This is a genomic window from Pseudomonas sp. RP-B7 (assembly GCF_059803535.1).
On record NZ_JAPFHC010000028.1, the window covers coordinates 40,879 to 65,836 of the forward strand.

Below are 24,958 nucleotides of genomic sequence, written 5' to 3' on the forward strand. Positions count from 1 at the left end.
TGTGCCCATGGAAAGAACCCCCTCGGTCGCCTTCGCCATTCTGCTGGCGGCCTGCTCACCCAGCGTGTTTGCCGCCAGCAGCCAGGACTTGAGCGTCACCGGGATCATCACCCCGGCGTCGTGCACGCCTGTGCTGTCCGGCGGTGGCGTGATCGACCACGGCAAGCTGACGGCCAAGGATCTGCACCCGGACTTCCCGACCAGCCTGCAAGCCGGGGAAATGCAGCTACAGGTGCAGTGTGAGGGGGCGACGTTTTTCACCCTGACCACCGTCGACAACCGCGCCGGCAGCTCGGCGATCAACCCGGCACACCATGGGCTGGGCATCATCAACGACGACCAGAAACTCGGCAGCGTGGCGTTTGGCGTGTTCGACCCGGTGGCCGATAGCGTGCCGGTGCAAACCATCCTGTCCCGCGACAACGGCGCCAGTTGGCGTCCGTCCTCGTACCTGGGGCATGCGGCCCTGACCTCGTTCGCCCCGCCTGCAGGTCCTTACACCCCGATGGCCCTGCAAACCCTCAACGCACGTTTGCGGGCATTCACCGTGATCGTGCCCGCCAGCGACCTGACCCTGCTCGACGAAGTGCCCATCGATGGTCAGGCCACGCTGCAACTCAAGTACTGGTAACGCCTTCTTTTCATCTCAACCTGGAGCCTCACCATGAACACCGTACTCAAATCCGTCGCCGTCGCCCTGCTGGCCGCCAGTAGCGCCACTGCGTTTGCTGCGTCCAGTGTCGACCTGACGGTCAAGGGCCTGATCACCCCAAGCGCCTGCACGCCGGCACTGTCCAACGGCGGGACCGTGGACTACGGCAAGATCTCGGCCAAGGACCTGAACATCGATCAGATGACCCCACTTGCCGAACAATCCCTGCAGCTCACCGTCACCTGTGACGCGGCGACGTTGATGGCCCTCGACGCCGACGACAACCGCGCCGGGTCGAACCACGGCAACGACATGATGGAATTCGGCCTGGGTTTGATCAACGACACCGAAAAACTCGGCGCCATGACCCTGCGACTGCTTTCGCCTATAGCTGATGGCGTTGCAGTCAAAGCCATTGGTTCCGAGGACGGCGGTGTCACCTGGTTCACTGAGCGCTACCTGATGCCCGAGAACCTGATCTCGGTCGCCAACACCAGCGCCGATGCACCGATCCCGGTCCAGGTGCTGACCTCGGAAATGCGTGTCGGCCCCAAGATCGCTCCGGCCAGTGGCTTGACCCTGACCAACGAAGCCGCCATCGACGGCTCGGTGACCGTCACCGTGCGCTACCTGTAACCCCTGAAGCGCGCGACGACAGCCCCCTCCTGTCGTCGTCGCGCCTTGCCCCCTGAACCAGGCAACCGGTGAACCTCCTCCATGAAGCACGTTTCTTCACGCCTTCTTGCCCTGTTTTATCTGCTCAGCGTCGGCTCGTCGGTGCTGGCAGCGTCCAGTACCGAACTGAACGTCACGGGCTTGATCACGCCCAGTGCCTGCGCCCCCACATTATCGGCCGACGGCATTGTCGACCATGGAAGGGTACCGGCACGCAGCCTCAACCAATACGAGTACAGCGCCCTGCCGACCCAGGTCCTGGAACTGGTGGTCAGTTGCAACGAACCGGTGCTGTTCGTGTTGGTGGGCATGGACAACCGCGCCGATTCATCCCTGGGCCCAGGTTTCTACTACGGCCTAGGCACCAACATCCACGCCCCGACCGAACGACTGGGCACTGTGTCCCTGGTGTTTCGCGAGGTGATGGGCGATGGCGAGCGCGTGCTGGTGCTGGCGTCCAGCAACCAGGGCCTGACCTGGTTTCCGGAATCCAACGCCTACCCGAACAACTACATGGGCTTTGCCCATCCCGGCACGCTGGTGCCGGAGCCGCACCGGCTGCTGACGGCCACATTGCAAGTCAACACGTCCATCAACGCCGCCGCCTATTTGACCCTCAAGCAGGAGGTGCCCCTGGACGGGTCCATCGTGCTTGACCTGAGGTATCTGTAGCCATGAATCCCCTACCCTTTTTTACCCGACTGTTCACGTACCTGCGCTACGCCGGCATTTACCTCGCCTCACTCGCCCTGGCATGCGGCGCACCTGCGCTGGTACTGGCCGATGGCATGGTGCCCGACACCTCGGTGGTGATCGTCAACGAGGCCGATGGCGAAGCCTCGGTGACGGTCACCAACACCGACGACAAACTGGCCCTGTTGCACGTGACCCTGGAAGACATCCCCGAGGACAAGGCTTCGCTGCTGTTCGTCACGCCCCCCCTGGCAAGGGTCGAGCCGGCCAAGAGCCAACTGATCCGGTTCATCCTGCAATCAGCCGAGCCGCTGACGACCCAGCGCTTGAAGCGGGTGATTTTCGAAGGCATGCCCCAGGGGCGTTCCGCCGCGCAGGCCGGGCATGCGCGAGTGGGCGTCACCGTGCGCCAGAACCTACCCGTGATTCTGCATCCCAAGGGCCTGGCGCCCAACCGCACACCCTGGACCGGCTTGGAATGGCGCTTGAGCAGCGACCAACTGAGCGTCAGCAACCCGACGCCCTACGTGGTACGCCTGGCCCAGGAATTGAAGCTGTTGCCCGGTGGCGGTTCGGCGTTGTTGCCGCGCACGTACGTGCTGCCGGGTGAAACCCTGAAGGTGACGGCCAGCGGCAGCGGTGCGAACCGTGTGCAGTTGCAGCCGGCCACGGTCTACGGCTTTGCCGTGGCGCCCTACGAAGCACCGATCACCCTATAAAAAAGAGTGGCCTGCCAACGCCACCATCAGGCCTGACTCACCACAGAGTGAGCGGGCCGCCAACTGTTGAGTACGACCTTGTGAGCACAGCAATGACTGACCGCGACGGCGGCGCCGTGCCTGGCGTTTCACCACGCCCGGCACCTTATATTCTGGCGGGGCTGGCCCTGGCGTTGGGCAGTGCACTGCCCATGGGAGAGGCACTGGCCCATGACGACCTGATCGCCGGCTCCTTCGACCCCCAAACCCTGTCGAGACGCGGCATCGACCCGGAACTGGCCAACCTGTTGCTGGAGGCACCGCGCTTTGCCGCAGGCCGGCACGCCGTCAACCTGAACGTCAACGGCCAGCGCCGTGGCCGGGTGGATGTGACCTTCGAGCCACAGGGTGGCTTGTGTTTCAACCGCACACTGCTGGATGCCGCAAACCTGATCGTGCCCGATGACGACGGCGCTCCGACCTGCCATCGCTTTACCGAACGCTTCCCGCAGACCGTGATCGAGCAAGACCCCGCCAGCCTGAGCCTGGCCTTGGTGGTACCGACCGACGCCGTGCGCCCTGCGCAACAGGACATCTCCGGCTACCAGACCGGCGGCTTCGCCGGCCTGCTCAACTACGACCTGACCGGTCTCTACAACGAGTTCGGCGACAACACCAGCCGCTTCGGCTCGGCCAATACCGAGGTGGGTTTCAACGCCGGTGATTGGATCGTACGCAGCCGCCAGGTAAAAACCTGGCAAGACAGCCGCTCGCGCAACACGCACCTGGACGCCTACGCCCAACGCACCTTCGCCGAGCAGCAGACGGTGTTGCAAGCGGGTCAGATCAGCCTCTACAACCCGGTACTGGCCGGCACACAGATCACCGGTGCCCAGGTACTGACCGAAACGGCGCTGCAGGACCAGAACCAAGGCGCAACCATTACCGGTATCGCCAACAGCCCGGCCCAGGTGGAGGTACGCCAGAACGGCGCACTGATCCACTCAACCGTGGTACCCGCCGGCCCATTCGCCCTGACCGATGTGCGACGCTTGAACAGCCGCGCCGACGTGGAAGTCACGGTCAAGGAAACCACCGGCGAGGAGCGCCGCTTCACCGTGCCCGCCGGCATGCTCGGCCTGGGCTTGCCGGCACCAGGCTATTCGGTGGCCGCCGGCCGCGTGCGCCAGATCGGCGACAGCGACGGCAAGGAGCCCTGGGTGGTCAGTGCCGGCTGGAGCGGCACGGTGCACCCGCAAGTCAGCGTGGGCGGTGGCGGGCTGATGGCCGATGCGTATCGTGCCGTTGGCGTGAACCTGGGTTGGCTACCCTGGCAGGACAGCCAGTTGCAGTTCACCACCCAGGCCGCCGAGGCCAGCCGTGAGGGGCGTGATCGCGGGGTACAGACCGACCTTTCCTGGTCTCAGCGCCTGAACGACAGTTGGTCGCTGAGTACCAGCGGCTCGTGGCGCTCCCAGGGCTATCGCGACCTGGAAGACTCCACCTACGTCGGCAACAGCCGCGACCAGCAGCGTTCGCGTTACCGCGACCAGCAAAGTTTCACCGCGTCCTGGGCGCATCCGGCACTGGGGGCGTTCAGTGCCGGCGTCTCGCGCACGGCGTCGTACAACGGTGAGAGCAGCAGCCGTGCGCTCGCCTCCTGGGGCCGCAGTTTTGGCCGGGTGTCCGTGTCGGCGAGCGCTGAGTGGCAAGTGGGGGGGCGCCAGCAGAACGACAACAGCGTCTACCTGAACCTGAGTGTGCCGCTGGGCGAAAGCCGTCGAGGACGTGCCTGGGCTCGCCACACTGGCGGTGAACATCGACTTGGCGTAGGGGTGAGCGAACAACTCAACGACCAACTCAGCTACCGGGTGGGGGTGGAACGCGACAGTCGCGACCGCGAAGTGGAGTCGTCGCTCGGCGTATCGGCCTTGCCGTGGTACAGCCAGTTGGACTTCAACTACACCCGCTCCGACAACGAGCGCTCCAGCTACCAAGGCGGCGCCCGTGGCGGCGTGGTGGTGCATGGCGACGGCGTGACCTTCTCGCCCTACCCGGTGCGCGAGACCTTCGCCGTGATGTCGGTGGGCGAGATGGCCGGGGTCAAGGTCAGCACCCCTAGTGGCCCAGTCTGGACCGATTGGCAAGGCCAGGCCGTGGTGCCGCAGCTCAACGCCTATGGCCGCAGTCCGGTGGAAGTGCAGACCCGCTCGCTGCCGCGCAACGCCGATATCCACAACGGTCTGGCGATGATCTCCGCCGGCCGCGGAGCGGTGGACAAGGTGCAATTTGGTGTGGCCCTCACGCGCCGCGCACTGCTCAACGTCACCACCGACAGCGGCCAGCCGCTGCCACGGGGCGCCACCGTCAGTACCGCCGAGGGTGAGTTCGTCACCCTGGTGCAGGAAGGCAGCCAAGTGTTCCTGCCCGATGTGCTGGACCCGCGCCCGCTCTGGGTCAAGCCGCCGGGACAGCCCCGCTGCCGCCTGGAGTTCCAACTGCCGGAAGACGCCGACCCCGAGGTGTATTTCGAAACCGCACCGGCCCGGTGCCGCCCGTCATGAGGAGTCCTGTCATGGGCCTGAAACACCTGCTGTATCCCCTGGCTCTGTTGACGAGTGCCGGCGCCTGGGGGGCGGACGAATGCCAACTCAACCTCAGCCAGGCAGAGCTGGACTTCGGCCTGATGAACCGCGCCACGGCCGTGACCCCGGCGGCGGAGCGATGGCTGGGAGAGCGGCGGATCAGTCTCACGCTGAACTGCCCGCACCCCAGCGATCTGAGCCTGTTCTATCGAGGGCCCGGCGCCGGGTCCGAGCGGTTCCGCTTTACCGAGCGCGGCACTTACGGTTTGCGGGTCAGCGATGCGGTGCTGGATGGTCAGGCGGTGGAGCTTGGCCAGATTGCGGGCCCGGGCCAGGCGCCCTCCACGACCGGCGCGCAACTGCCTTGGCCGCCGGACCATGGCGTCGTGCCGATGCGGGGTGGCGTCGTGGTAACAGGGCGCAACCTGTCGTTGCAGATCGACGCCAGCGCCTGGGCCAGCGAGGCGGCCACGCAGGTGCGCGACGCCGTGACCTGGGACACCGCCGGGCTGTTCGAGGCCCTCGCCGCCGGGCGTTCACGGGAGCTGCGGCTATTGGCACGCTTTGCGCCTGCGGCCTGTACCCCCACCTTGTCCAATGGCGGCCATGTGGAACTGGGCAAGCTGTCGGTCAGCGACCTGAGCATGGACAAAAACACCGCCCTGGCGCCAAGGGCGCTGTCGCTCAGTGTCATCTGCGATGGGCCCACGGCATTCGCCGTACGCATGCAGGACAACCGCCAGGGCTCCGCCACCGGCATCGCCGATGAAAGCGCCTACGGGCTGGGCCTGGACGCCCGGCAGCAGAAAATCGGGCGTTACCGGCTGCTGTTCGATCCGAGCCGGATCACGGCCGACAGCTTAGGCCCGGTTTTTTCCACCGATTCCGCCAGCGGTGGCCTGCCCTGGAGCAGTGCCAGCGCGCGCATCGCGGCAGTCGGTGCCAATCGCTACCTAGGCTTCAGCGCCACCTCCGGCAGTACCAGCGGCCCCAGCGCGATTCAGAACCTCAATGCGACGCTGAGCCTGGAGGCCGTGATTGCCCCCCTGGGCTCGCTGGACCTGGGCAATGAGGTCCGGCTGGACGGCTCAGGCACCCTCGAAATCATCTATCTATAGGAACGCGACATGAAACCCTTGCTGATCGCCCTCGCTGTCTTTACCTGGGTCAACACAGCCCAGGCCGCTTCCGGTATTGACCTCAATGTCACCGGCCTGGTCACCCCCAGTGCCTGTGAACCGAGCCTGTCCAATGGCGGCCTGTACGACCTGGGCAAAATCGCCGCCCGCGAGCTAACGCTCGACGCACCTACCGTTCTACCGCCCCACAGCCTGCAACTGACGATCAACTGCGAAGCCTCCACCCTATTGGCCCTGGAACCCCGGGACAATCGTCTGGGTTCCAGTTATGCCGGCGATCAGAGTTTCAAGTTCGGCCTGGGGTTGATCAATGGCGTCACCCGGTTGGGCTCCATGACATTGAGCGTCTACTCAGTGGTGGCCGACGGCGTCCAGATGCACCCCATCGGCTCCAGTGGCCCCACTTCGTGGGCACCCGCGAAGTTGCTGTCACCGCACTTTCTGACCGCATTCACGCCGACCCCGACGGTGCCGGTGCCTGCACCGATAAAGCTACTGACAGCATTCCTGTACATCGAGCCCAGCATCGCGCCGGCCAATACGCTGCCCCTGGCCGAGGAGATTCCCATCGACGGGTCCATGACCCTGACCATGAAGTACCTATAGGAGTTGAACCATGAAAATGTTGCTGATTGCAGTGGCCGGGCTTGCCTATGTCATACCCGCCCATGCCGGCTCCACCGCCGAACTGACCGTCGGCGGCCTGATCACGCCCATGGCCTGCACCCCGGTGCTGGCCGGCGGTGGCTTGATCGACTTCGGCAAGATTTCCCAGCAGGACCTCAACCAGGCCACGGGCACCCGGCTGCCACTCAAGTCCTTGACCCTGACCGTCAGTTGCAATGCCCCCGGCCGCTATGCGCTGCGCATGGCCGACAACCGAGACGGCACGGCCCACGTCAACAGCGAGATCTACTACGGCTTGGGCCTGGACAGCGCGGGCAACAAGATTGGCGTGTACTCGGTCAAATTCGACCCCAAGCAAACCGTGGCCGATGACTTGGCAGTGGCCTATGGCACCGAATCGACCACCGGCGGCGTGGCCTGGCGTACGTCCAATACCAACCCCATCGACATCGGCTCACGCAGCTTGCTGGGCTTTACCGATGTGGCGGGCAGCACCGCCGGGCCTTCGGCCATCCGGAACCTGACGAGTACCTTGACCCTGGAAGCCGTGATCAATGCCAAGCAGAACCTGGACCTGAGCGTCGAGACCCCCATGGACGGCTCCGCGACGCTGGAAGTGGTGTACCTGTAATCAGACCTTCTCGCTGGTGACGCCGACGTACTGGGCACGACCTGCCCCGCACCCCGTGACGATCGCACCGACGCCGATCACCGCGAAGACCCAACCGGTGGCTCCCCAGCCACCGGTCCAGTCATGCAGGACGCCCACCGCCAGCGGCCCCAGGGACGCCAGGGTGTAGCCGAACCCCTGGGCCATGCTCGACAGGTTGGCCGCCACATGGGAGTCCCGTGAGCGCAGCACGATCAAGGTCAGCGCCAGGCTGAAGGTGCCGCCTTGGCCCAGGCCAAGCAGAATCGCCCAGCCCCACAGCCCTTCGATGGGCGCATACAGGCAACCGAACAAACCGCCGAGGGTCAGCAGCATCACCACCACGATGGCCAGGCGCTGGTCCTTGCCACGGGTGGCCAGCCACGGCGCAGCGAGGGAGCTGATCAACTGCACGATGATCGACCCCGACAGCGCCAACCCCGCCTCGGTGGCACTCAGGCCGCGGCCGATCAGGATGGACGGCAGCCAGCCAAACACGATGTACGCCAGGGACGATTGCAGGCCCATATACAAGGTGACTTGCCAGGCCAGCGGATCACGCAGCAACCCTTTCACGCGGTAGGCAACCCGGTGATTCCCCTGTTTGTGCCCGACCTGAGGCAGCCAGAACAACGCCGCCAACACGGCAGGTACAATCCAGAATCCCAGGCCGATATTCCAACTGTCGTCGAAATACTGGCTCAGGGGCACCGTCGCCCCCGCCGCCACCGCCGCGCCCAGGCACAGGGCCATGGTGTAGACACCCGTCATGGCCCCTGCCTGCTTGGCGAAATCTCGCTTGACGATACCGGGCAGCAACACACCGATGATGCCGATGCTGGCACCGGCCATCAGGCTGCCGGCGAACAGCCCGACTTCACCGAAGGAACTGCGCAGGACAATGCCGGCGGCCAGCGTCAGCAAAATGCCCAGCACCACGCGCTCTGCGCCGAAACGCCGAGCCAGGAGCGGTGCCAAGGGGGCGAACAACCCCAGGCACAGCACCGGCAAAGTGGTCAGCAAGCCAGCCTTGGCCGCTGACAACCCCAGGCTGGCGGACACCTCGCTGAGCAGCGGCGCCATGCTCGACAAAGCCGGGCGCAGGTTCAACGCCACCAGGATCAACCCCAGCAGCAACAGCCATGGGCGGCTCACCTGCGGGTGGGCGTGCTGCACCACCGCATCGTCCACTTCGGCGTCGATCAACAGTTCTTCAAGCTTGGTTTCGGAGGTCATGGATCCACTGCCAGCAGAGGGATGGTCGTTTGGATGAACAGCCCCACAGCCTATTCGGACACACCTACAAGAGCAACGCACTAGGGTTTTTAGACAGTTAAAAGCGGTTGGGAGGCGGCCACAACGCGTTCTCACGTTACGAACGCGGCACGTTCAGCGACACCAAACACGACAAAGCTGAAACGCTGAACGCGTCCTAGCCCCAAAAAAACAAACCCGGCACCAGGCCGGGTTTGTTTATTCAAGCATCGATCAATGCAAAATCTGGCTCAAGAACAACTTGGTCCGATCATTCTGCGGGTTGTCGAAGAAGTCATTCGGCGCCGCCTGTTCCACGATCTCGCCCTTGTCCATGAAGATCACGCGGTTGGCCACGGTGCGCGCAAAGCCCATTTCGTGGGTGACGCACAGCATGGTCATGCCGTCTTCCGCCAGGCCGATCATGGTGTCCAGCACCTCCTTCACCATCTCTGGGTCGAGTGCCGAGGTCGGCTCGTCGAACAGCATGATTTTCGGCTTCATGCACAAGGCACGGGCAATCGCCACGCGCTGTTGCTGGCCGCCAGACAACTGGCCCGGAAACTTGTGGGCCTGCTCCGGGATGCGCACGCGCTCCAGGTAGTGCATGGCGATTTCTTCGGCCTTGCGCTTGGGCATCTTGCGCACCCACATCGGCGCCAAGGTGCAGTTCTGCAGGATGGTCAGGTGCGGGAACAGGTTGAAGTGCTGGAACACCATGCCGACCTCGCGGCGGATCGCTTCGATCTGCTTGAGGTCGTTGGTCAACTCCACGCCATCCACCACGATGCGGCCCTGCTGGTGTTCTTCCAGGCGGTTGAGGCAGCGGATGGTGGTGGACTTGCCCGAACCCGACGGGCCGCAAAGCACAATACGCTCGCCCTGCTTGACGTTGAGGTTGATGTCTTTCAACACGTGGAACTGGCCGTACCACTTGTTGACGCCCTGCATCTGAATAATGCCTTCAGGGCTCACAGGCTGTTTGATCGCTTCGCTCATAACATCAACTCCTAACGCTTGTGGCCTGTGTCGAGCTTGTGTTCCAAATGAATGGAATAGCGCGACATACCAAAACAGAAAATCCAGAACACCAGGGCTGCGAACACGTAGCCTTCGGTGGCCATGCCCAACCATTTCGGGTCGGCGGCGGCTTGCTTGACGCTGTTGAGCAGGTCGAACAGGCCGATGATGATCACAAGGCTGGTGTCCTTGAACAGCGCGATAAACGTGTTGACGATGCCGGGAATCACCAGCTTCAGGGCTTGCGGCAGAATCACCAGGCCCATGCTGCGCCAGTAACCCAGGCCCATCGCCGCGGCCGCTTCGTATTGGCCCTTGGGAATCGCCTGCAAGCCACCGCGCACCACTTCGGCCACGTAGGCCGACTGGAACAGGATCACGCCGATCAACGCCCGCAGCAGTTTGTCGATGCCCATGCCTTCAGGCAGGAACAACGGCAGCATCACCGAAGACATGAACAGCACGGTGATCAACGGCACGCCGCGCCAGAACTCGATGAAGGTCACGCAGACCACACGAATCGCCGGCATATTCGAACGCCGCCCCAGCGCCAGCACAATCCCCAGCGGCAACGCGCCGGCGATCCCGACGGTGGCGATCACCAGGGTCAGCATCAGGCCGCCCCATTGGCTGGTCGCCACGTTGGTCAGGCCGAAGATGCCACCGTGCAACAGGAAGTAGGCAATGATCGGGTACAGCACCAGGAAGCCCAGGCCATAGACCGCCTTGCGCGCAAAGCGCGAGATGAACAACGGCGCCACGCCGACGATGGCCAGCCACACGGTCAGGTCCACGCGCCAGCGCAGGTCGCCGGGGTAGTAGCCGTACATGAACTGCCCGAAGCGCTGCTGGATGAACACCCAGCACGCGCCTTCCTTGGTGCAATCGGCACGGGTGGTGCCAACCCAGTTGGCGTCGAGGATTGCCCAGTGCAGGATCGGCGGCACCACCAGGTAGACCAGGTAGAACGCCAGCAACGTCAGCAGGGTGTTGAGCCAACTGGAAAACAGATTGGCGCGCATCCATGCCACCGGGCCAAAGACTTTGCTCGGCGGCGGCATATCAGGTTTGAAAGTATGCGTACTCATGCAGGTTTCCTCACCGCTCGATCAGCGCAATGCGCTTGTTGTACCAGTTCATCAGCAGGGAAATGCTGATGCTGATCGCCAGGTACACGCTCATGGTGATGGCAATGACTTCGATGGCCTGGCCGGTCTGGTTGAGCACCGTGCCGGCAAACAGCGAGACCATTTCCGGGTAACCGATACCGGCGGCCAGCGACGAGTTCTTCGCCAGGTTCAGGTATTGGCTGGTCAGCGGCGGAATGATCACCCGCAGGGCCTGCGGGATGATGACTTTGCGCAGCGTCGGCCCGGGGCGCAGGCCCAGGGAGCGCGCGGCTTCGGTCTGGCCGTGGCTGACGGACTTGATGCCCGAACGCACGATCTCGGCGATAAACGCCGCGGTGTAGACCGTCAGCGCCAGGGTCAACGCCAGCAGTTCGGGAATCAGGACCCAGCCGCCGACAAAGTTGAAGCCCTGCAACTTCGGCATTTCCCAGTGCAGCGGCGCACCGAAGATCAACGCGCACAACGCCGGGATCACGATGAACAGCGCCAGGCCCGCCCAGAATTTGTGGAACGGTTCGCCGGTCGCTTCAAAGCGCTTGTTGGCCCAACGCGTCATCAGCACGATGGCCACGATGGCAACCACGATGCTCACCACAAACGGCCAGAAACCGTCGGCGGCAATCGCTGCCGGCATATTCAGGCCACGGCTGCTGACAAAGAAGGTATCGCCGAAGTTATGACTGTTGCGCGGCCCCGGCATGGTCAGGAACACCGCGAAGTACCAGAACAGGATTTGCAGCAGTGGCGGGATGTTGCGGAACACTTCCACATACACGGTCGCCAGCTTGTTGATCATCCAGTTCGGCGACAGACGCGCCACGCCGATGATGAAACCGAGCAGGGTCGCCAGGATCACGCCGATCACGGTGACCAGCAAGGTGTTGAGCAGGCCGATCACAAAGACCCGGGCATAGCTGTCCGATTCGGTGTAATCGATCAAGTGCTGCGCGATGCCGAAGCCGGCACTGCGTTCAAGAAAGTCGAAACCCGAGGTAATGCCCCGGTGCTGAAGGTTGGTCTGGGTATTGTTGAAGAGGTACCAGCCCAGCGAGACCACCGCCACAATCGTGATGATCTGGAAGAGCCACGCACGCACTTTGGGATCGCTGAAGCTGAGCTTCTGCTTTGGTGCGCCGATTTGATTTTGCATGAAGTGCCCCGGAAATAATGGAACAGAACATCACCCGGCGGTTGGCCCACCGGGTGACAGAACCATCAGCGATCAGCGCACAGGTGGTGCGTATTGAATGCCGCCGTTGTTCCACAGCGCGTTCAGGCCACGGTCGATTTCCAGCGGGGTGCTCTTGCCCAGGTTGCGCTCGAACACTTCACCGTAGTTACCGACCTGCTTGACGATCTGTACAACCCAGTCTTTCTTCACTTTCAGGTCTTTGCCGTATTCGCCGTCAGCACCGAGCAGACGCGCAACGTCCGGGTTCTTGGTGGACTTGGCTTCAGCTTCAACGTTTTTCGAAGTGATACCGGCTTCTTCAGCGTTGAGCATGGCGTAGCCAACCCAGCGCACGATGGCCAGCCACTCGTCGTCGCCGTTACGCACGACCGGGCCCAGCGGTTCTTTGGAAATGGTTTCCGGCAGAACCACGTAGTCCTTCGGCGAGGCCAGCTTGCTGCGCTGGGCGAACAGTTGGGACTTGTCCGAGGTCAGCACGTCGCAACGCCCGGATTCCAGCGACTTGGCGCTTTCATCGGAGGTGTCGAAGGTGATCGGGGTGTATTTCAGGCCGTTGCCACGGAAGTAGTCGGAAACGTTCAGCTCGGTGGTGGTACCGGCCTGGATGCAGATGGTTGCACCGTCCAGTTCCTTGGCGCTCTTCACGCCCAGCTTGTTGTTTACCAGGAAGCCGATGCCATCGTAGTAGGTGATGAAGCCCGGGAATTTCAGGCCCATACCGGCGTCACGGGAGCTGGTCATGGTGGTGTTGCGGGACAGAATGTCGACTTCGCCGGACTGAAGCGCGGTGAAACGCTCCTTGGCGTTCAACTGGCTGAATTTGACCTTGGTCGCATCGCCGAACACGGCAGCGGCAACAGCGCGGCACACGTCAGCGTCGATCCCGAGGATCTTGCCGCTGGCATCCGGCACCGAGAAACCCGGCAGGCCGTCACTCACGCCACATTGCACAAAGCCTTTCTTCTGCACGGCATCCAGGGTGGCGCCGGCTTGGGCGAAACCACTGACACCCAATACGGCCGCCGCTGTCACGATGGCCAGGGTGGATTTCAATACCTTCATTCAAACCTCCAGTTGCTCTTGTTGTGTCGGAACTCGAACCCCACCGCACCCTTTTGAGGCGACATCGACCCGTGTTGGCTTTTTTTGGGGTCAAACGGCATGAGGCTGTCGCTGTAAGTCCAGTTGCTATCCCAGAGGCGGTTGTCACTGATAGTGTTACCGCCAGGGGAGAGACCTGACATCGGTTTCTCCATAGCAAGCGCCGTACCAGACTGCGCGCTGAGTCGTTTCAGCCCACGGTCAATAGAAAAAGATTCAACCTTGCGACATTCTCTTAACAGATCAACCTGTCGCGCACCGTTCCGTCGCACCCAATCGGAGCGCGCGCACATATATGGAGCAGACATGACCGACCCCTTGATTCTTCAGCCCGCCAAGCCCGCAGACGCCTGCGTAATCTGGTTGCATGGCCTGGGTGCCGATCGCTACGACTTCCTGCCGGTGGCCGAAGCACTGCAAGAAAACCTGCCGACCACCCGTTTCGTTTTGCCCCAGGCGCCGACCCGCCCTGTCACCATCAACGGTGGCTACGAGATGCCCAGTTGGTACGACATCAAGGCCATGAGCCCGGCCCGTTCGATCAGCCTGGAAGAACTGGAAGAGTCGGCCCGGATGGTCACGGATTTGATCAAGGAGCAAAAAAGCATCGGAATAGACGCCTCGCGGATTTTCCTCGCCGGTTTTTCCCAGGGCGGCGCAGTGGTTTTCCACACAGCGTTTACCAAATGGCAGGGAGCCTTGGGTGGTGTGATCGCCCTCTCCACGTATGCGCCGACCTTCAGCGACGAGCTGGAATTGTCCGCCAGCCAGCAACGTATTCCAGCCCTATGCCTGCACGGCCAGTACGACGACGTGGTACAGAACGCCATGGGCCGTAGCGCCTACGAGCATTTGAAGACCCGTGGTGTCACCGTGACATGGCAGGAATACCCAATGGGCCACGAAGTGTTACCCGAAGAGATCCGTGACATCGGCACCTGGCTGACCGCCCGCCTGGGTTGAAACCCGGCGTTTATGTAGCCGTATGACAGACGCACTACGCCGCGCCCGTTTCTTGCATTACACTGGCCGGCGTACATTCCTTAACCAATTAATGAGATCACCGTGCTCGAAGCACTCAAGAAGATGTTCGGCAAAAGCGAGGCCGAGCCGCTCGCGCCTGTTCCCAGTGCTCCTGTCCCGACTGCCGGCAGCCGCAATGACGGTAAACAGCCAGAGCGGCCTGCGCCTGTCGCCCAGCCGACGACGCCTACGGTGACCACGCCTGAACCGGCTAAAGAAGCGGCACCGGCCCCCAAGCCTCGCCGCGAACGCGCGCCCAAGCCGCCGGTCATTCCCTGGAAACTCGAAGACTTCGTCGTAGAACCCCAGGAAGGCAAGACCCGCTTCCACGACTTCAAACTCGCCCCGAAACTGATGCACGCCATCCAGGACCTGGGTTTCCCGTACTGCACGCCGATCCAGGCACAGGTGCTGGGCTTCACCCTGGCGGGCAAAGACGCCATCGGCCGCGCCCAGACCGGCACCGGCAAGACCGCCGCGTTCCTGATCTCGATCATCACCCAGCTGCTGCAGACGCCGCCGCCGAAAGAGCGCTACATGGGTGAACCGCGCGCGCTGATCATCGCCCCGACCCGCGAGCTGGTGGTGCAGATCGCCAAGGACGCCGCCGACCTGACCAAGTACACCGGTCTCAACGTCATGACGTTCGTCGGTGGCATGGACTTCGACAAGCAGCTCAAGCACCTCGAAGCCCGTCACTGCGACATCCTGGTTGCCACCCCCGGCCGCCTGCTGGACTTCAACCAGCGCGGCGACGTGCACCTGGACATGGTCGAAGTGATGGTGCTGGACGAAGCCGACCGCATGCTCGACATGGGCTTTATCCCGCAAGTACGCCAGATCATTCGCCAGACCCCGCCGAAATCCGAGCGCCAGACCCTGCTGTTCTCCGCGACCTTTACCGAAGACGTGATGAACCTCGCCAAGCAGTGGACCACCGAGCCGTCCATCGTCGAGATCGAAGCGGAAAACGTCGCCAGCGAAAACGTCGAGCAACACATCTACGCCGTGGCCGGTGCCGACAAGTACAAGCTGCTCTACAACCTGGTCAACGACAACGGTTGGGAGCGTGTGATGGTGTTTGCCAACCGCAAGGATGAAGTGCGCCGCATCGAAGAGCGCCTGGTGCGTGATGGCGTCAACGCCGCGCAACTGTCCGGTGACGTGCCACAGCACAAGCGCATCAAGACCCTGGAAGGTTTCCGCGAAGGCAAGATCCGCGTGCTGGTGGCCACCGACGTGGCAGGCCGCGGGATTCACATTGATGGCATCAGCCACGTGATCAACTTCACCCTGCCGGAAGTGCCGGATGACTATGTGCACCGTATTGGTCGTACTGGCCGTGCGGGGGCTGCGGGTGTGTCGATCAGCTTTGCCGGGGAAGATGATTCGTACCAGTTGCCGTCGATCGAAACGTTGCTGGGGCGCAAGATCAGTTGTGAGACGCCGCCGACGCATTTGCTGCGCCCGGTAGAACGCAAACGCCCTGCTTAAGTTGAAATGCAGTAAAAAAATGTGGGAGCGGGCTTGCTCGCGAATACGGTGTATCAGTCATGCATGTATCGACTGACACTCCGCATTCGCGAGCAAGCCCGCTCCCACATTGGGTTTTGTGTTTGGCCTAAGATTTCCAGCGGTCTGCGGCGGCGTAGTCGCTACTGCGCCCTTCCACCCAGCGCGGCCCCTCACTGGTATTTTCCTTCTTCCAGAACGGCGCCCGCGTCTTCAAGTAATCCATCACGAACGCACAGGCATCAAACGCCGCCTGGCGATGAGCGCTCGCGGCTGCCACGAACACAATCGGCTCTCCCGGCTCCAACGCGCCGACGCGGTGCAGCACTTCCAGCTTGAGCAACGGCCAGCGCTGCTCGGCCTCCACGGCAATCTTGGCCAGGGCTTTCTCGGTCATGCCGGGGTAGTGCTCCAGGAACATCCCCGCCACCTCCAGGCCGTCGTTGAAGTCGCGCACGTAGCCGACAAAACTCACCACCGCACCTACGCCCACGTTGGCCGCATGCATGGCGTTGACCTCGGCGCCCGGATCGAACGCCTGGACCTGCACTCGAATGGCCATGCTCAGCCTCCGGTCACCGGCGGAAAGAACGCAACCTCATCGCCAGCCTTCAACGGCTCGTCGAGGCCACACAGCTCCTCGTTGCGCGCACACATCAGGCTGGTTTCGTTGAGCACGTCAAAACCTGGATCGGCGGCCAACGCCAAACGCACCGCGTCGACAGTGGCGAACTCGCCTTCCATTTCCAGCGAGTCCAAGCCAATCACTTCGCTGTAACGCGCAAAAAACAATACGTTGATGCTCATGCCTGGTCCGCCTTGAAATGCCCGCTCTTGCCGCCCAGCTTTTCCAGCAGGCGAATGCTTTCGATGGTCATGCCCCGGTCCACGGCCTTGCACATGTCGTAGATGGTCAGGGCCGCGACGCTGGCGGCGGTGAGGGCTTCCATCTCCACGCCGGTCTGGCCGGAGAGTTTGCAGCGCGCCAGGATGTGCACCGAGTCTGCGCCGTCGGCGCTCAGTTCGACCTTGACGCCCGTCAACATCAGCGGGTGGCACAACGGGATCAGATCACTGGTTTTTTTCGCCGCCTGGATCCCGGCGATGCGGGCCACGGCAAACACGTCGCCCTTGGGATGGGCGCCGTCGACAATCATTTGCAGGGTCTCGGGCAGCATGCGCACCCGGGCTTCGGCCACCGCTTCACGGAACGTCACGGACTTGTCGGTAACGTCGACCATGTGGGCGCGACCTTGGGAATCGAGATGAGTCAGCACAGGGATACTCCTGATCAGGAGCAGCGATTGTAAACCCAACACTGATCAATATGTGGAGAGCGCTTGTGTGGGAGCGGACTTGCTCGCGAATGCGGTGTGTCAGTCAATATATTCGGCGACTGACACTCCGTATTCGCGAGCAAGCCCGCTCCCACATTTTGACCGCGTTTAGAGGTGCGACTCGGCGTATTCAGCCAAGATCGAGCGTGGAACACCCTGCAGCGCAATATGCACGCCGTTCGGGAAGTCCTTGAAGCGTTCCGTCAGATAGGTCAGCCCGGAGCTGGTCGCGGACAGGTAAGGAGTGTCGATCTGTGCCAGGTTGCCCAGGCACACCACTTTGGAACCGGCGCCGGCACGGGTGATGATGGTTTTCATCTGGTGCGGCGTGAGGTTCTGGCATTCATCGATCAAGATCAGGCTTTGCTGGAAGCTGCGACCCCGGATGTAGTTGAGGGATTTGAACTGCAACGGCACTTTGCTGAGGATGTAGTCGACGCTGCCATGGGTGTTTTCGTCATCCATGTGCAAGGCTTCGAGGTTGTCGGTGATCGCCCCCAGCCACGGCTCCATTTTTTCCGCTTCGGTGCCGGGCAGGAAACCGATTTCCTGATCCAGGCCCTGCACGCTGCGGGTGGCGATGATGCGGCGATAGCGCTTGGTCACCATGGTCTGCTCGATGGCGGCGGCCAGGGCGAGAATGGTTTTGCCGGAACCGGCGGCGCCCGTCAGGTTGACCAGGTGGATGTCCGGGTCGAGCAGCGCGTACAGCGCCAGGCTCTGGTAGATGTCACGCGGTTTCAGGCCCCAGGCTTCCTGGTGCAACAGGGGTTCCTGATGCAGGTCGAGAATCAGCAGCTTGTCGACCTGGATCTCTTTGATCCAGCCCACAAAGCCCTGTTCGTCGACGATGAATTCATTGATATGCACGGCCGGCAGGTTGTCGATCAGTTGCACCTGGTGCCAGGTGCGGCCATGGTCCTGGCGGGTTTCAACCTTGCTGACGCGGTCCCAGAACGAGCCGGTCATCATGTGATAACCACGGGACAGCATCGATACGTCATCGACCAGTTGGTCGGTGCTGTAGTCCTCGGCCGCGATCCCACACGCACGGGCCTTGAGGCGCATGTTGATGTCTTTGGTCACCAGCACCACGCGCAGGTCCTTGTCACGCGCGTGCAGGTCGATCAATTGGTTGATGATCTTGTTGTCGTTGAGGTTTTCCGGCAGCAGGCTGTTGGGTTCGCGGCCCTTGCTCATCAGGATCGACAGCAAGCCCTTGGGCCCGCTCTTGCCGCGCTGGATCGGCACGCCGACTTCAACGTCCTCAGGAGAGGCCTCGCCCAAGGTCTTGTCGATCAGGCGAATGGCCTGGCGGCATTCGGCCGCAACGCTGTGGTGCCCGCTTTTGAGTTTGTCGAGTTCCTCAAGCACGATCATCGGGATGGCGACGTGGTGTTCTTCAAAGTTGAGCAGTGCGTTTGGATCGTGGATCAATACGTTGGTATCAAGCACATAAAGGATTGGCTGGTCGGAAGAAGGGGTGCGTCCGTGATCATCCATACTCGGTCACCTTTTGTGGGAGCCAGTCGACGCAATACCTAAGCGGTGCTGCGCCTCGATTCGACCACCGAATGCACCTGAGGGACGTCAAGTGCATGCCCACATGAGGAGTCTTGAAAGACGCCACCTGTGCTGCAGGTTTCGGCGATCTGACTTCGTAATACCGCAAAACCTGTGACAGAAAAAAGCACTTTGACGTTTTTTTGAAGTTTATTTTTCAGGATGACGAATAGCACTAGCCGAGTGCCATGCACCCCGTTAAAGTCGGAAGTCCGCCTGCATCGATTTGTCGCACAAAATCACCCCGAAAACGCCCCGCACCCAACAGGGCCGGGCACTTCAGCGAAACGCCTCGCGGCAGTCCTGCCAACCCAAGCCACTCTGTGCCGTCGCCTGCATCAACTGCGGCAATGCGACCCGCGCCTTGTCCTGGGTGTCGTGAAACACAATCACCCCTTTGCGCCATAGCAACATCAACGTCAGCACCCGCTGCGCCGACTCTTCGGCCTTGAGCTTGCCCGGTTCGTCCTGGGAATCGATGTCCCACAACGCCACCTGCAAGCCCTGGGACTGGAAGAAACCCTGGCTGTCGGCGCGGCGCTGGCCGTAGGGCGGGCGGAACAGCGGCACATAGTTTTCCGGCATCAGGTTCTGCGCCAGCGACGCGCTGCGGGTGATCGAGCTTTGCCAGTCGACCCAGTGGCTGTGGGAGCGGTACTGCCAGCCCTGGGTGCCCACGCACTGGCCCTGGTACAACGTCTGCACATCACTGGCAGAACTGCGCTCCACGCGGGTTTGCAGGCTGCTGCCAAGGACGAAGAAGGTGGCGTTCAGCTTCTGCTTGCGCAGGTAGTCGGTAAGCCAGTCGGTATTGCCGCTGACGGGCGCGGGGCCGCCGTCGAAGGTCAGCAGAAACAGGCGGTCGTTGAATTCATCGCCATTGCGCTCGTGATCGCCAAACCGCGCGACTTCACTGCTGATCTGCGGGAACAGCGCAGCCTTGCGCAGCAGCTCGTCCAGGTAGCGTTCGTGGAAAACGTGGCTGGGGTTCGCCCAGCCTATATAGAAGGAGTTTTCACTGACCTCAAGCTTGCCCGCCTGCTCGCGCAGATCGTCCATGTTCTCTACCAAGTAGCAAAACGAGGCGTCCTCTTCGCAGCTTTTCTGGGCAACCAGGTAGTTCTCCAACAGGCGCTGCCAGAGCTGGCGACGCAAGTCGTCGATGGCGGCCAGGTTGATGATCTTCAAGCCCAGGCGCTGTTTGAGCGCCGCCTCGTCCAGGGCTTCGCTGGCCAACAGGCCATGGGCAAACATGAGGATTTCCGCACGCGAGGCCACATCGAACAGCGCCGGGCTGCTGAGCTTTTCGGGCCAGGTGCCACGGTCCAGGCTGGCCACATCCACCGGCGCGGCCTGGGCGTTCAGGCAGAGCAGGCAGGCCGACAATAAAAGCGCTATTCGCACGCAGGGTCTTCCTTTGCAGAGTTACCGCCCATCATAGCGGATCATGCCTATCGCCATCATAGGTGGAGTCAAAACGCCCCAGCCCCTAGAATCGCGGCACGATTTAAGGAGACGACTTCATGCTGACGGTGATTTCACCCGCCAAGACCCTCGATTTCGAGACCGCGCCCGCCACCCAGCGCTTTACCCAGCCGCAGTACCTGGATCACTCCCAGGAACTGATCGAGCAACTGCGCGAAATGAGCCCGGCACAGATCAGCGAACTGATGCATGTGTCCGACAAGATCGGCGGCCTCAACGCGGCGCGCTTCGGCAGCTGGAACCCCGCCTTCACCCCCGCCAACGCCAAGCAGGCGCTATTGGCCTTCAAGGGTGACGTGTACACCGGCCTCAACGCCGAGACCTTCAGCGATGCCGACTTCAGCTACGCCCAGGACCACTTGCGCATGCTCTCGGGCCTCTACGGCCTGCTGCGCCCCCTGGACCTGATGATGCCGTACCGCCTGGAGATGGGCACCAAACTGGCCAACGCCCGTGGCAAGGATCTCTACGCCTTCTGGGGCACGCGCATCAGCGAATGGCTGAACGAAGCCCTGGCCGAGCAAGGTGACGACGTGCTGCTGAACCTCGCGTCCAACGAGTACTTCTCGGCGGTCAAGCGCACGGCCCTGAATGCGCGGATCATCAACACCGAGTTCAAGGACTTCAAGAACGGCCAGTACAAGATCATCAGCTTCTACGCCAAGAAGGCCCGGGGCATGATGAGCCGCTTTGTGATTGAAGAGCGCATCAACGACCCGGCCAGGCTCAAGGAGTTTGATGTGCAGGGTTATCGCTTCAATGCCGAGCAGTCCAAGCCGGACAAGCTGGTGTTCCTGCGCGATCACGCACCGGAATAAAGCCAAACCCGTGTGCTTCAGACAACGAGATCCAACTGTGGGAGCGGGCTTGCTCGCGAATACGGCGTGTCAGTCGATAAATTCTTATCTGACCCACCGCATTCGCGAGCAAGCCCGCTCCCACAGTTTTGATCGCATTTCAAATCTAGAGTCGCCATTTTTTTGGCGTCAAAAAACATTTTGACGTACTCCTAACAATTCTTTCACTCGACATTCGTCATTTTTTTTCGTAGTGGCACCACTTTTTTCAAACACTAGTGGCACAAAACTATCCCCGCGTACCAACTCCCTATAACTATTGGCCCAAATAGCAAGTGCTATCAATATAGTACTAGTGCCATCTCTTCTCATATTTCAAGAAATTTCAGGAAACAGGATGAGCGGGCTGGAACTTCATCAAAACCCACGGCTCATACCACCGGTAACGAAATTCTCTGCTTCTGTAAGAGATGACTTACATGGCGATCCAAGGAAGTAGCGAAGTTGCCCCATCAACTTTGACTCACGGGTCACATCATCAACTGATATGAGTTGAGGGCAGCGATAAGGATTAATTGCTAACCCCTATAGGCCAAGGCAGCGCTTACCCAAATGTGTCAGTGATGACACCCAAGGCTTTGATAGTTAAAGGCTTATGGCCTGTATCAAGGTCCTGCGGCACTGGCGTCGGACCCTTCCCCCAAGGAAGGCCGGCTGCATTTGAGGGCAAGCCCCAATAACAAGGCCAAGTTGCGCACAACTTGAGTGCAATAGTTAGTCACTCACTAATTAACATGCCCGTACGCGGTAAGTCGGCGTCTATTCGCCCAACTTCCGTGGCATCAGTGACGCTTGCAAACATGAACTCCGGCCAATTATTGGCATGATTATTAAAGAGGTAAATGCGATGCGCATCAGCATATTTGGTCTCGGTTACGTCGGCGCAGTCTGTGCCGGTTGCCTGTCTGCCCGTGGCCACGAAGTGGTCGGCGTAGACATCTCCAAGGACAAGATTGACCTGATCAACGCTGGCAAATCGCCCATCGTTGAACCGGGCCTGGGCGAACTGTTGAGCCAGGGTATTCAAACCGGCCGACTGCGCGGCACCACCAACTTCGCCGACGCCATCCGCGATACCGACCTGTCGATGATCTGCGTCGGTACGCCAAGCAAGAAAAACGGCGACCTGGAACTGGACTACATCGAAGCCGTGTGCCGCGAAATCGGTTTTGTCCTGCGCGACAAGACCACCCGCCACACCGTCGTGGTGCGCAGCACCGTGTTGCCAGGCACCGTGGCGAACGTGGTGATCCCGATCCTCGAAGACTGCTCCGGCAAAAAAGCCGGCGTCGACTTCGGCGTCGCGGTCAACCCGGAGTTCCTGCGTGAATCCACCGCCATCGCCGACTACGACCTGCCACCGATGACTGTCATCGGCGAGTTCGACAAAGCCTCCGGCGATGTCCTGCAGTCGCTGTACGAAGAACTCGACGCGCCGATCATCCGCAAGGACATCGCCGTTGCCGAGATGATCAAGTACACCTGCAATGTGTGGCACGCCACCAAAGTCACCTTCGCCAACGAGATCGGCAACATCGCCAAGGCCGTCGGCGTCGATGGCCGCGAAGTGATGGAAGTGGTCTGCCAGGACAAGACTCTCAACCTGTCCCAGTACTACATGCGCCCAGGCTTCGCCTTCGGCGGTTCGTGCCTGCCAAAAGACGTACGTGCCCTCACCTACCGCGCCAGCTCCCTGGACGTGGAAGCGCCGCTGCTCAACTCGCTGATGCGCAGCAACGAATCCCAGGTACAGAACGCCTTCGACATCGTTGCCGGCCACGACAAGCGCAAAGTCGCGCTGCTGGGCCTGAGCTTCAAGGCCGGTACCGACGACCTGCGTGAAAGCCCGCTGGTAGAACTGGCGGAAATGCTGATCGGCAAGGGTTACGACCTGAGCATCTACGACAGCAACGTCGAGTACGCCCGTGTGCACGGTGCGAACAAGGACTACATCGAAGGCAAGATCCCCCACGTGTCGTCCCTGCTCAACTCGGACTTCGATGACGTGATCAACAACTCCGACGTGATCATCCTCGGCAACCGTGACGAAAAATTCCGCGCCCTGGCGCAGAACGCACCGCACGGCAAGCAAGTGATTGACCTGGTGGGCTTCATGAAAAATGCGACCTGCACCACAGGCCGCACCGAAGGCATCTGCTGGTAACAGCAACGGCAAGTTTCAGGCGGCGCGCGTTTCCATCCCCAGCGCTCGCCGCCTGAAACCTCCTTCACCTTCGGAAGATGCTTATGTCCAAGTTAAAACACGTCCTACTGCAATCTGCCGGCTGGCTGTTCTTTCTCAGCCTGCTGATGGGACTCGCCCTGCTGTTGCCGGCGAGTACGTTCGACTCGGAGTCGAAGAATTTTATTTTCCTGATTGGCGCCGTCGGCATCTGGCGCTACTCGATGGGTGCTACGCATTTCTTTCGCGGCATGCTGTTTTTGTACGTGGTCTACCCGCACCTGCGCCGCAAAGTGCGCAAGCTGGGCAAGGCCGCCGACCCGTCCCACGTGTTCCTGATGGTCACCAGTTTCCGTATCGACGCGCTGACCACCGCGCAGGTCTACAGCTCGGTGATCCGCGAAGCCATCGAATGCGGCTTCCCCACCACCGTGGTCTGCTCGCTGGTGGAAATGTCCGATGAGCTGCTGGTGAAAAGCCTGTGGGAACGCATGAACCCGCCGGACCACGTGAAGCTCGACTTCGTGCGCATCGCCGGTACCGGCAAGCGCGACGGCCTGGCCTTCGGCTTCCGGGCGATCTCCCGCCACCTGCCGGATGACCGCGCCGTGGTCGCCGTGATCGATGGCGACACCGTGCTGGCCGAAGGTGTCGTGCGCAAGACCGTGCCGTGGTTCCAGTTGTTCGGCAACGTCGGCGGCCTGACCACCAACGAATTCTGCGAAGTGCGCGGCGGCTACATCATGAGCGAGTGGCACAAGCTGCGCTTCGCCCAGCGCCACATCAACATGTGCTCCATGGCCCTGTCCAAGCGCGTGCTGACCATGACCGGGCGTATGTCGGTGTTCCGCGCCAGCGTGGTGACCGACCCAGGCTTCATCGCCGACGTCGAAAGCGACTCGCTGCAGCACTGGCGCCTGGGCCGCTTCAAGTTCCTCACCGGCGACGACAAGTCCAGCTGGTTCAGCCTGATGCGCCTGGGCTACGACACCTTCTACGTGCCGGACGCCGCGATCAACACCGTGGAACACCCGCCGGAAAAGAGCTTTATCAAGGCCAGCCGCAAGCTGATGTTCCGCTGGTACGGCAACAACCTGCGCCAGAACTCCCGCGCCCTCGGCCTGGGTGTACGCCGCCTGGGCCTGTTCACCAGCGTGGTGCTGTTCGACCAGCGCGTGTCGATGTGGACCTCCCTGCTCGGCCTGACCGTGGCAATCATCGCCACCTTCAAATACGGCGGCGCCTTCATCCTTGCGTACCTGCTGTGGATCGGCATCACGCGCCTGATCCTGACCCTGTTGCTGTCGTGCTCCGGCCACACGATCGGCCCGGCGTACCCGGTGATTCTCTATTACAACCAGATCATGGGCGCGCTGGTGAAGATCTACGTGTTCTTCCGCCTTGATCAACAGTCCTGGACCCGCCAGGACACCAAACTGACCCGCGATTTGGCCAGCTTTCAACGTTGGTTCAACACCTGGTCGTCTCGGACCATGACCTTCTCCGCCGGCAGCATCTTCGTTGCCGTGTTGCTGATGATGGTCTGACCCTGCCAAGCCTGAATTAACTCTAGGAAATTGCCCT

At 61.6% G+C, this 24,958-nt stretch carries 23 protein-coding genes; 13 read left to right on the forward strand and 10 right to left on the reverse strand.

The features are described from left to right. The first annotated feature begins 7 nt into the window (after positions 1–7). The 8 genes from OPU96_RS22020 (at position 8) to OPU96_RS22055 (ending at position 7,700) form a co-directional block, all read left to right on the forward strand. Positions 8–631, forward strand: coding sequence for a DUF1120 domain-containing protein (locus tag OPU96_RS22020; RefSeq protein WP_498559677.1), 624 nt, complete (start codon positions 8–10; stop codon positions 629–631). 33 nt (positions 632–664) lie between these two features. After that, positions 665–1,288, forward strand: a complete 624-nt coding sequence (locus OPU96_RS22025; protein ID WP_226457440.1) for a DUF1120 domain-containing protein — start codon at positions 665–667, stop codon at positions 1,286–1,288. A gap of 81 nt (positions 1,289–1,369) precedes the next feature. Continuing rightward, a complete protein-coding gene (locus OPU96_RS22030) occupies positions 1,370–1,999 on the forward strand; it encodes a DUF1120 domain-containing protein (protein ID WP_498559678.1) in 630 nt (209 codons plus the stop codon). 2 nt (positions 2,000–2,001) lie between these two features. Next, a complete protein-coding gene (locus OPU96_RS22035) occupies positions 2,002–2,739 on the forward strand; it encodes a fimbria/pilus chaperone family protein (RefSeq protein WP_305392105.1) in 738 nt (245 codons plus the stop codon). A gap of 92 nt (positions 2,740–2,831) precedes the next feature. Then, entirely contained in the window at positions 2,832–5,282 is a 2,451-nt protein-coding gene (locus OPU96_RS22040; RefSeq protein ID WP_498559679.1) for a fimbria/pilus outer membrane usher protein, read from the forward strand. Positions 5,283–5,293: 11 nt separating this feature from the next. Next, positions 5,294–6,421 (forward strand): DUF1120 domain-containing protein, encoded by a 1,128-nt coding sequence (locus OPU96_RS22045; RefSeq protein ID WP_498559680.1) that lies wholly within the window; start codon positions 5,294–5,296, stop codon positions 6,419–6,421. Positions 6,422–6,430: 9 nt separating this feature from the next. Beyond that, a complete protein-coding gene (locus OPU96_RS22050) occupies positions 6,431–7,048 on the forward strand; it encodes a DUF1120 domain-containing protein (RefSeq protein ID WP_498559681.1) in 618 nt (205 codons plus the stop codon). A gap of 10 nt (positions 7,049–7,058) precedes the next feature. After that, a complete protein-coding gene (locus OPU96_RS22055) occupies positions 7,059–7,700 on the forward strand; it encodes a DUF1120 domain-containing protein (protein WP_498559682.1) in 642 nt (213 codons plus the stop codon). Here OPU96_RS22055 and OPU96_RS22060 read toward each other — a convergent pair whose 3' ends face one another. The 5 genes from OPU96_RS22060 to OPU96_RS22080 all read right to left on the reverse strand — a co-directional run bounded on the left by OPU96_RS22060 (position 7,701) and on the right by OPU96_RS22080 (position 13,376). Beyond that, positions 7,701–8,954: a CynX/NimT family MFS transporter gene (locus OPU96_RS22060; RefSeq protein ID WP_498559683.1), complete on the reverse strand. Its 1,254-nt coding sequence runs from the start codon at positions 8,952–8,954 to the stop codon at positions 7,701–7,703. It lies immediately after the preceding gene. A 252-nt stretch (positions 8,955–9,206) separates the two neighbouring features. Further along, positions 9,207–9,971 (reverse strand): amino acid ABC transporter ATP-binding protein, encoded by a 765-nt coding sequence (locus OPU96_RS22065; protein ID WP_003171943.1) that lies wholly within the window; start codon positions 9,969–9,971, stop codon positions 9,207–9,209. 11 nt (positions 9,972–9,982) lie between these two features. Further along, on the reverse strand, positions 9,983–11,080 hold the full coding sequence (locus tag OPU96_RS22070; protein ID WP_192297532.1) for an amino acid ABC transporter permease: 1,098 nt from the start codon (positions 11,078–11,080) through the stop codon (positions 9,983–9,985). A 10-nt stretch (positions 11,081–11,090) separates the two neighbouring features. Then, on the reverse strand, positions 11,091–12,272 hold the full coding sequence (locus OPU96_RS22075) for an amino acid ABC transporter permease (RefSeq protein ID WP_192297534.1): 1,182 nt from the start codon (positions 12,270–12,272) through the stop codon (positions 11,091–11,093). A 72-nt stretch (positions 12,273–12,344) separates the two neighbouring features. Beyond that, positions 12,345–13,376, reverse strand: a complete 1,032-nt coding sequence (locus OPU96_RS22080) for an amino acid ABC transporter substrate-binding protein (protein WP_004371891.1) — start codon at positions 13,374–13,376, stop codon at positions 12,345–12,347. A 345-nt stretch (positions 13,377–13,721) separates the two neighbouring features. Between OPU96_RS22080 and OPU96_RS22085 the strand changes: the two genes are divergently transcribed. Beyond that, complete coding sequence (locus OPU96_RS22085) at positions 13,722–14,378, forward strand: alpha/beta hydrolase (protein WP_498559684.1); 657 nt, start codon at positions 13,722–13,724, stop codon at positions 14,376–14,378. Between the two features lie 102 nt (positions 14,379–14,480). Beyond that, positions 14,481–15,932 carry an ATP-dependent RNA helicase RhlB gene (gene rhlB / locus OPU96_RS22090; protein WP_498559685.1) on the forward strand — a complete coding sequence of 484 codons (1,452 nt, stop codon included), beginning with the start codon at positions 14,481–14,483 and terminating at the stop codon, positions 15,930–15,932. Positions 15,933–16,059: 127 nt separating this feature from the next. On the opposite strand, the gene moaE is transcribed toward rhlB, so the two are convergent. From moaE to OPU96_RS22115, 5 genes are all read right to left on the reverse strand, one after another. After that, a complete protein-coding gene (gene moaE, locus OPU96_RS22095; protein WP_226457450.1) occupies positions 16,060–16,512 on the reverse strand; it encodes a molybdopterin synthase catalytic subunit MoaE in 453 nt (150 codons plus the stop codon). A gap of 2 nt (positions 16,513–16,514) precedes the next feature. Further along, entirely contained in the window at positions 16,515–16,757 is a 243-nt protein-coding gene (locus tag OPU96_RS22100; RefSeq protein WP_192297542.1) for a MoaD/ThiS family protein, read from the reverse strand. Beyond that, complete coding sequence (gene moaC / locus OPU96_RS22105) at positions 16,754–17,227, reverse strand: cyclic pyranopterin monophosphate synthase MoaC (protein ID WP_017736740.1); 474 nt, start codon at positions 17,225–17,227, stop codon at positions 16,754–16,756. The genes OPU96_RS22100 and moaC overlap by 4 nt, the downstream gene beginning before the upstream one ends. 168 nt (positions 17,228–17,395) lie before the next feature. Further along, the gene (locus OPU96_RS22110) at positions 17,396–18,790 is read right to left on the reverse strand and encodes a PhoH family protein (protein ID WP_192297545.1); all 1,395 of its coding nucleotides are present in this window, start codon (positions 18,788–18,790) and stop codon (positions 17,396–17,398) included. A 339-nt stretch (positions 18,791–19,129) separates the two neighbouring features. Continuing rightward, complete coding sequence (locus tag OPU96_RS22115; protein WP_305392099.1) at positions 19,130–20,254, reverse strand: polysaccharide deacetylase family protein; 1,125 nt, start codon at positions 20,252–20,254, stop codon at positions 19,130–19,132. 119 nt (positions 20,255–20,373) lie between these two features. Between OPU96_RS22115 and yaaA the strand changes: the two genes are divergently transcribed. The 3 genes from yaaA (at position 20,374) to alg8 (ending at position 24,921) form a co-directional block, all read left to right on the forward strand. Further along, positions 20,374–21,153 (forward strand): peroxide stress protein YaaA, encoded by a 780-nt coding sequence (gene yaaA / locus OPU96_RS22120; protein ID WP_226457452.1) that lies wholly within the window; start codon positions 20,374–20,376, stop codon positions 21,151–21,153. Between the two features lie 886 nt (positions 21,154–22,039). Next, on the forward strand, positions 22,040–23,356 hold the full coding sequence (locus OPU96_RS22125; RefSeq protein ID WP_192297551.1) for a nucleotide sugar dehydrogenase: 1,317 nt from the start codon (positions 22,040–22,042) through the stop codon (positions 23,354–23,356). Between the two features lie 83 nt (positions 23,357–23,439). After that, entirely contained in the window at positions 23,440–24,921 is a 1,482-nt protein-coding gene (gene alg8 / locus OPU96_RS22130; protein ID WP_162232016.1) for a mannuronan synthase, read from the forward strand. The last annotated feature ends 37 nt before the right edge of the window (positions 24,922–24,958 follow it).

Bases quoted from the DNA above. Each gene is read 5' to 3' on its own strand.
- OPU96_RS22020 (WP_498559677.1), top strand. From the start codon at position 8: ATGGAAAGAACCCCCTCGGTCGCCTTCGCCATTCTGCTGGCGGCCTGC.
- OPU96_RS22025 (WP_226457440.1), top strand. From the start codon at position 665: ATGAACACCGTACTCAAATCCGTCGCCGTCGCCCTGCTGGCCGCCAGT.
- OPU96_RS22030 (WP_498559678.1), top strand. From the start codon at position 1,370: ATGAAGCACGTTTCTTCACGCCTTCTTGCCCTGTTTTATCTGCTCAGC.
- OPU96_RS22035 (WP_305392105.1), top strand. From the start codon at position 2,002: ATGAATCCCCTACCCTTTTTTACCCGACTGTTCACGTACCTGCGCTAC.
- OPU96_RS22040 (WP_498559679.1), top strand. From the start codon at position 2,832: ATGACTGACCGCGACGGCGGCGCCGTGCCTGGCGTTTCACCACGCCCG.
- OPU96_RS22045 (WP_498559680.1), top strand. From the start codon at position 5,294: ATGGGCCTGAAACACCTGCTGTATCCCCTGGCTCTGTTGACGAGTGCC.
- OPU96_RS22050 (WP_498559681.1), top strand. From the start codon at position 6,431: ATGAAACCCTTGCTGATCGCCCTCGCTGTCTTTACCTGGGTCAACACA.
- OPU96_RS22055 (WP_498559682.1), top strand. From the start codon at position 7,059: ATGAAAATGTTGCTGATTGCAGTGGCCGGGCTTGCCTATGTCATACCC.
- OPU96_RS22060 (WP_498559683.1), bottom strand. From the start codon at position 8,954: ATGACCTCCGAAACCAAGCTTGAAGAACTGTTGATCGACGCCGAAGTG.
- OPU96_RS22065 (WP_003171943.1), bottom strand. From the start codon at position 9,971: ATGAGCGAAGCGATCAAACAGCCTGTGAGCCCTGAAGGCATTATTCAG.
- OPU96_RS22070 (WP_192297532.1), bottom strand. From the start codon at position 11,080: ATGAGTACGCATACTTTCAAACCTGATATGCCGCCGCCGAGCAAAGTC.
- OPU96_RS22075 (WP_192297534.1), bottom strand. From the start codon at position 12,272: ATGCAAAATCAAATCGGCGCACCAAAGCAGAAGCTCAGCTTCAGCGAT.
- OPU96_RS22080 (WP_004371891.1), bottom strand. From the start codon at position 13,376: ATGAAGGTATTGAAATCCACCCTGGCCATCGTGACAGCGGCGGCCGTA.
- OPU96_RS22085 (WP_498559684.1), top strand. From the start codon at position 13,722: ATGACCGACCCCTTGATTCTTCAGCCCGCCAAGCCCGCAGACGCCTGC.
- moaE (WP_226457450.1), bottom strand. From the start codon at position 16,512: ATGGCCATTCGAGTGCAGGTCCAGGCGTTCGATCCGGGCGCCGAGGTC.
- OPU96_RS22100 (WP_192297542.1), bottom strand. From the start codon at position 16,757: ATGAGCATCAACGTATTGTTTTTTGCGCGTTACAGCGAAGTGATTGGC.
- OPU96_RS22110 (WP_192297545.1), bottom strand. From the start codon at position 18,790: ATGGATGATCACGGACGCACCCCTTCTTCCGACCAGCCAATCCTTTAT.
- yaaA (WP_226457452.1), top strand. From the start codon at position 20,374: ATGCTGACGGTGATTTCACCCGCCAAGACCCTCGATTTCGAGACCGCG.
- OPU96_RS22125 (WP_192297551.1), top strand. From the start codon at position 22,040: ATGCGCATCAGCATATTTGGTCTCGGTTACGTCGGCGCAGTCTGTGCC.
- alg8 (WP_162232016.1), top strand. From the start codon at position 23,440: ATGTCCAAGTTAAAACACGTCCTACTGCAATCTGCCGGCTGGCTGTTC.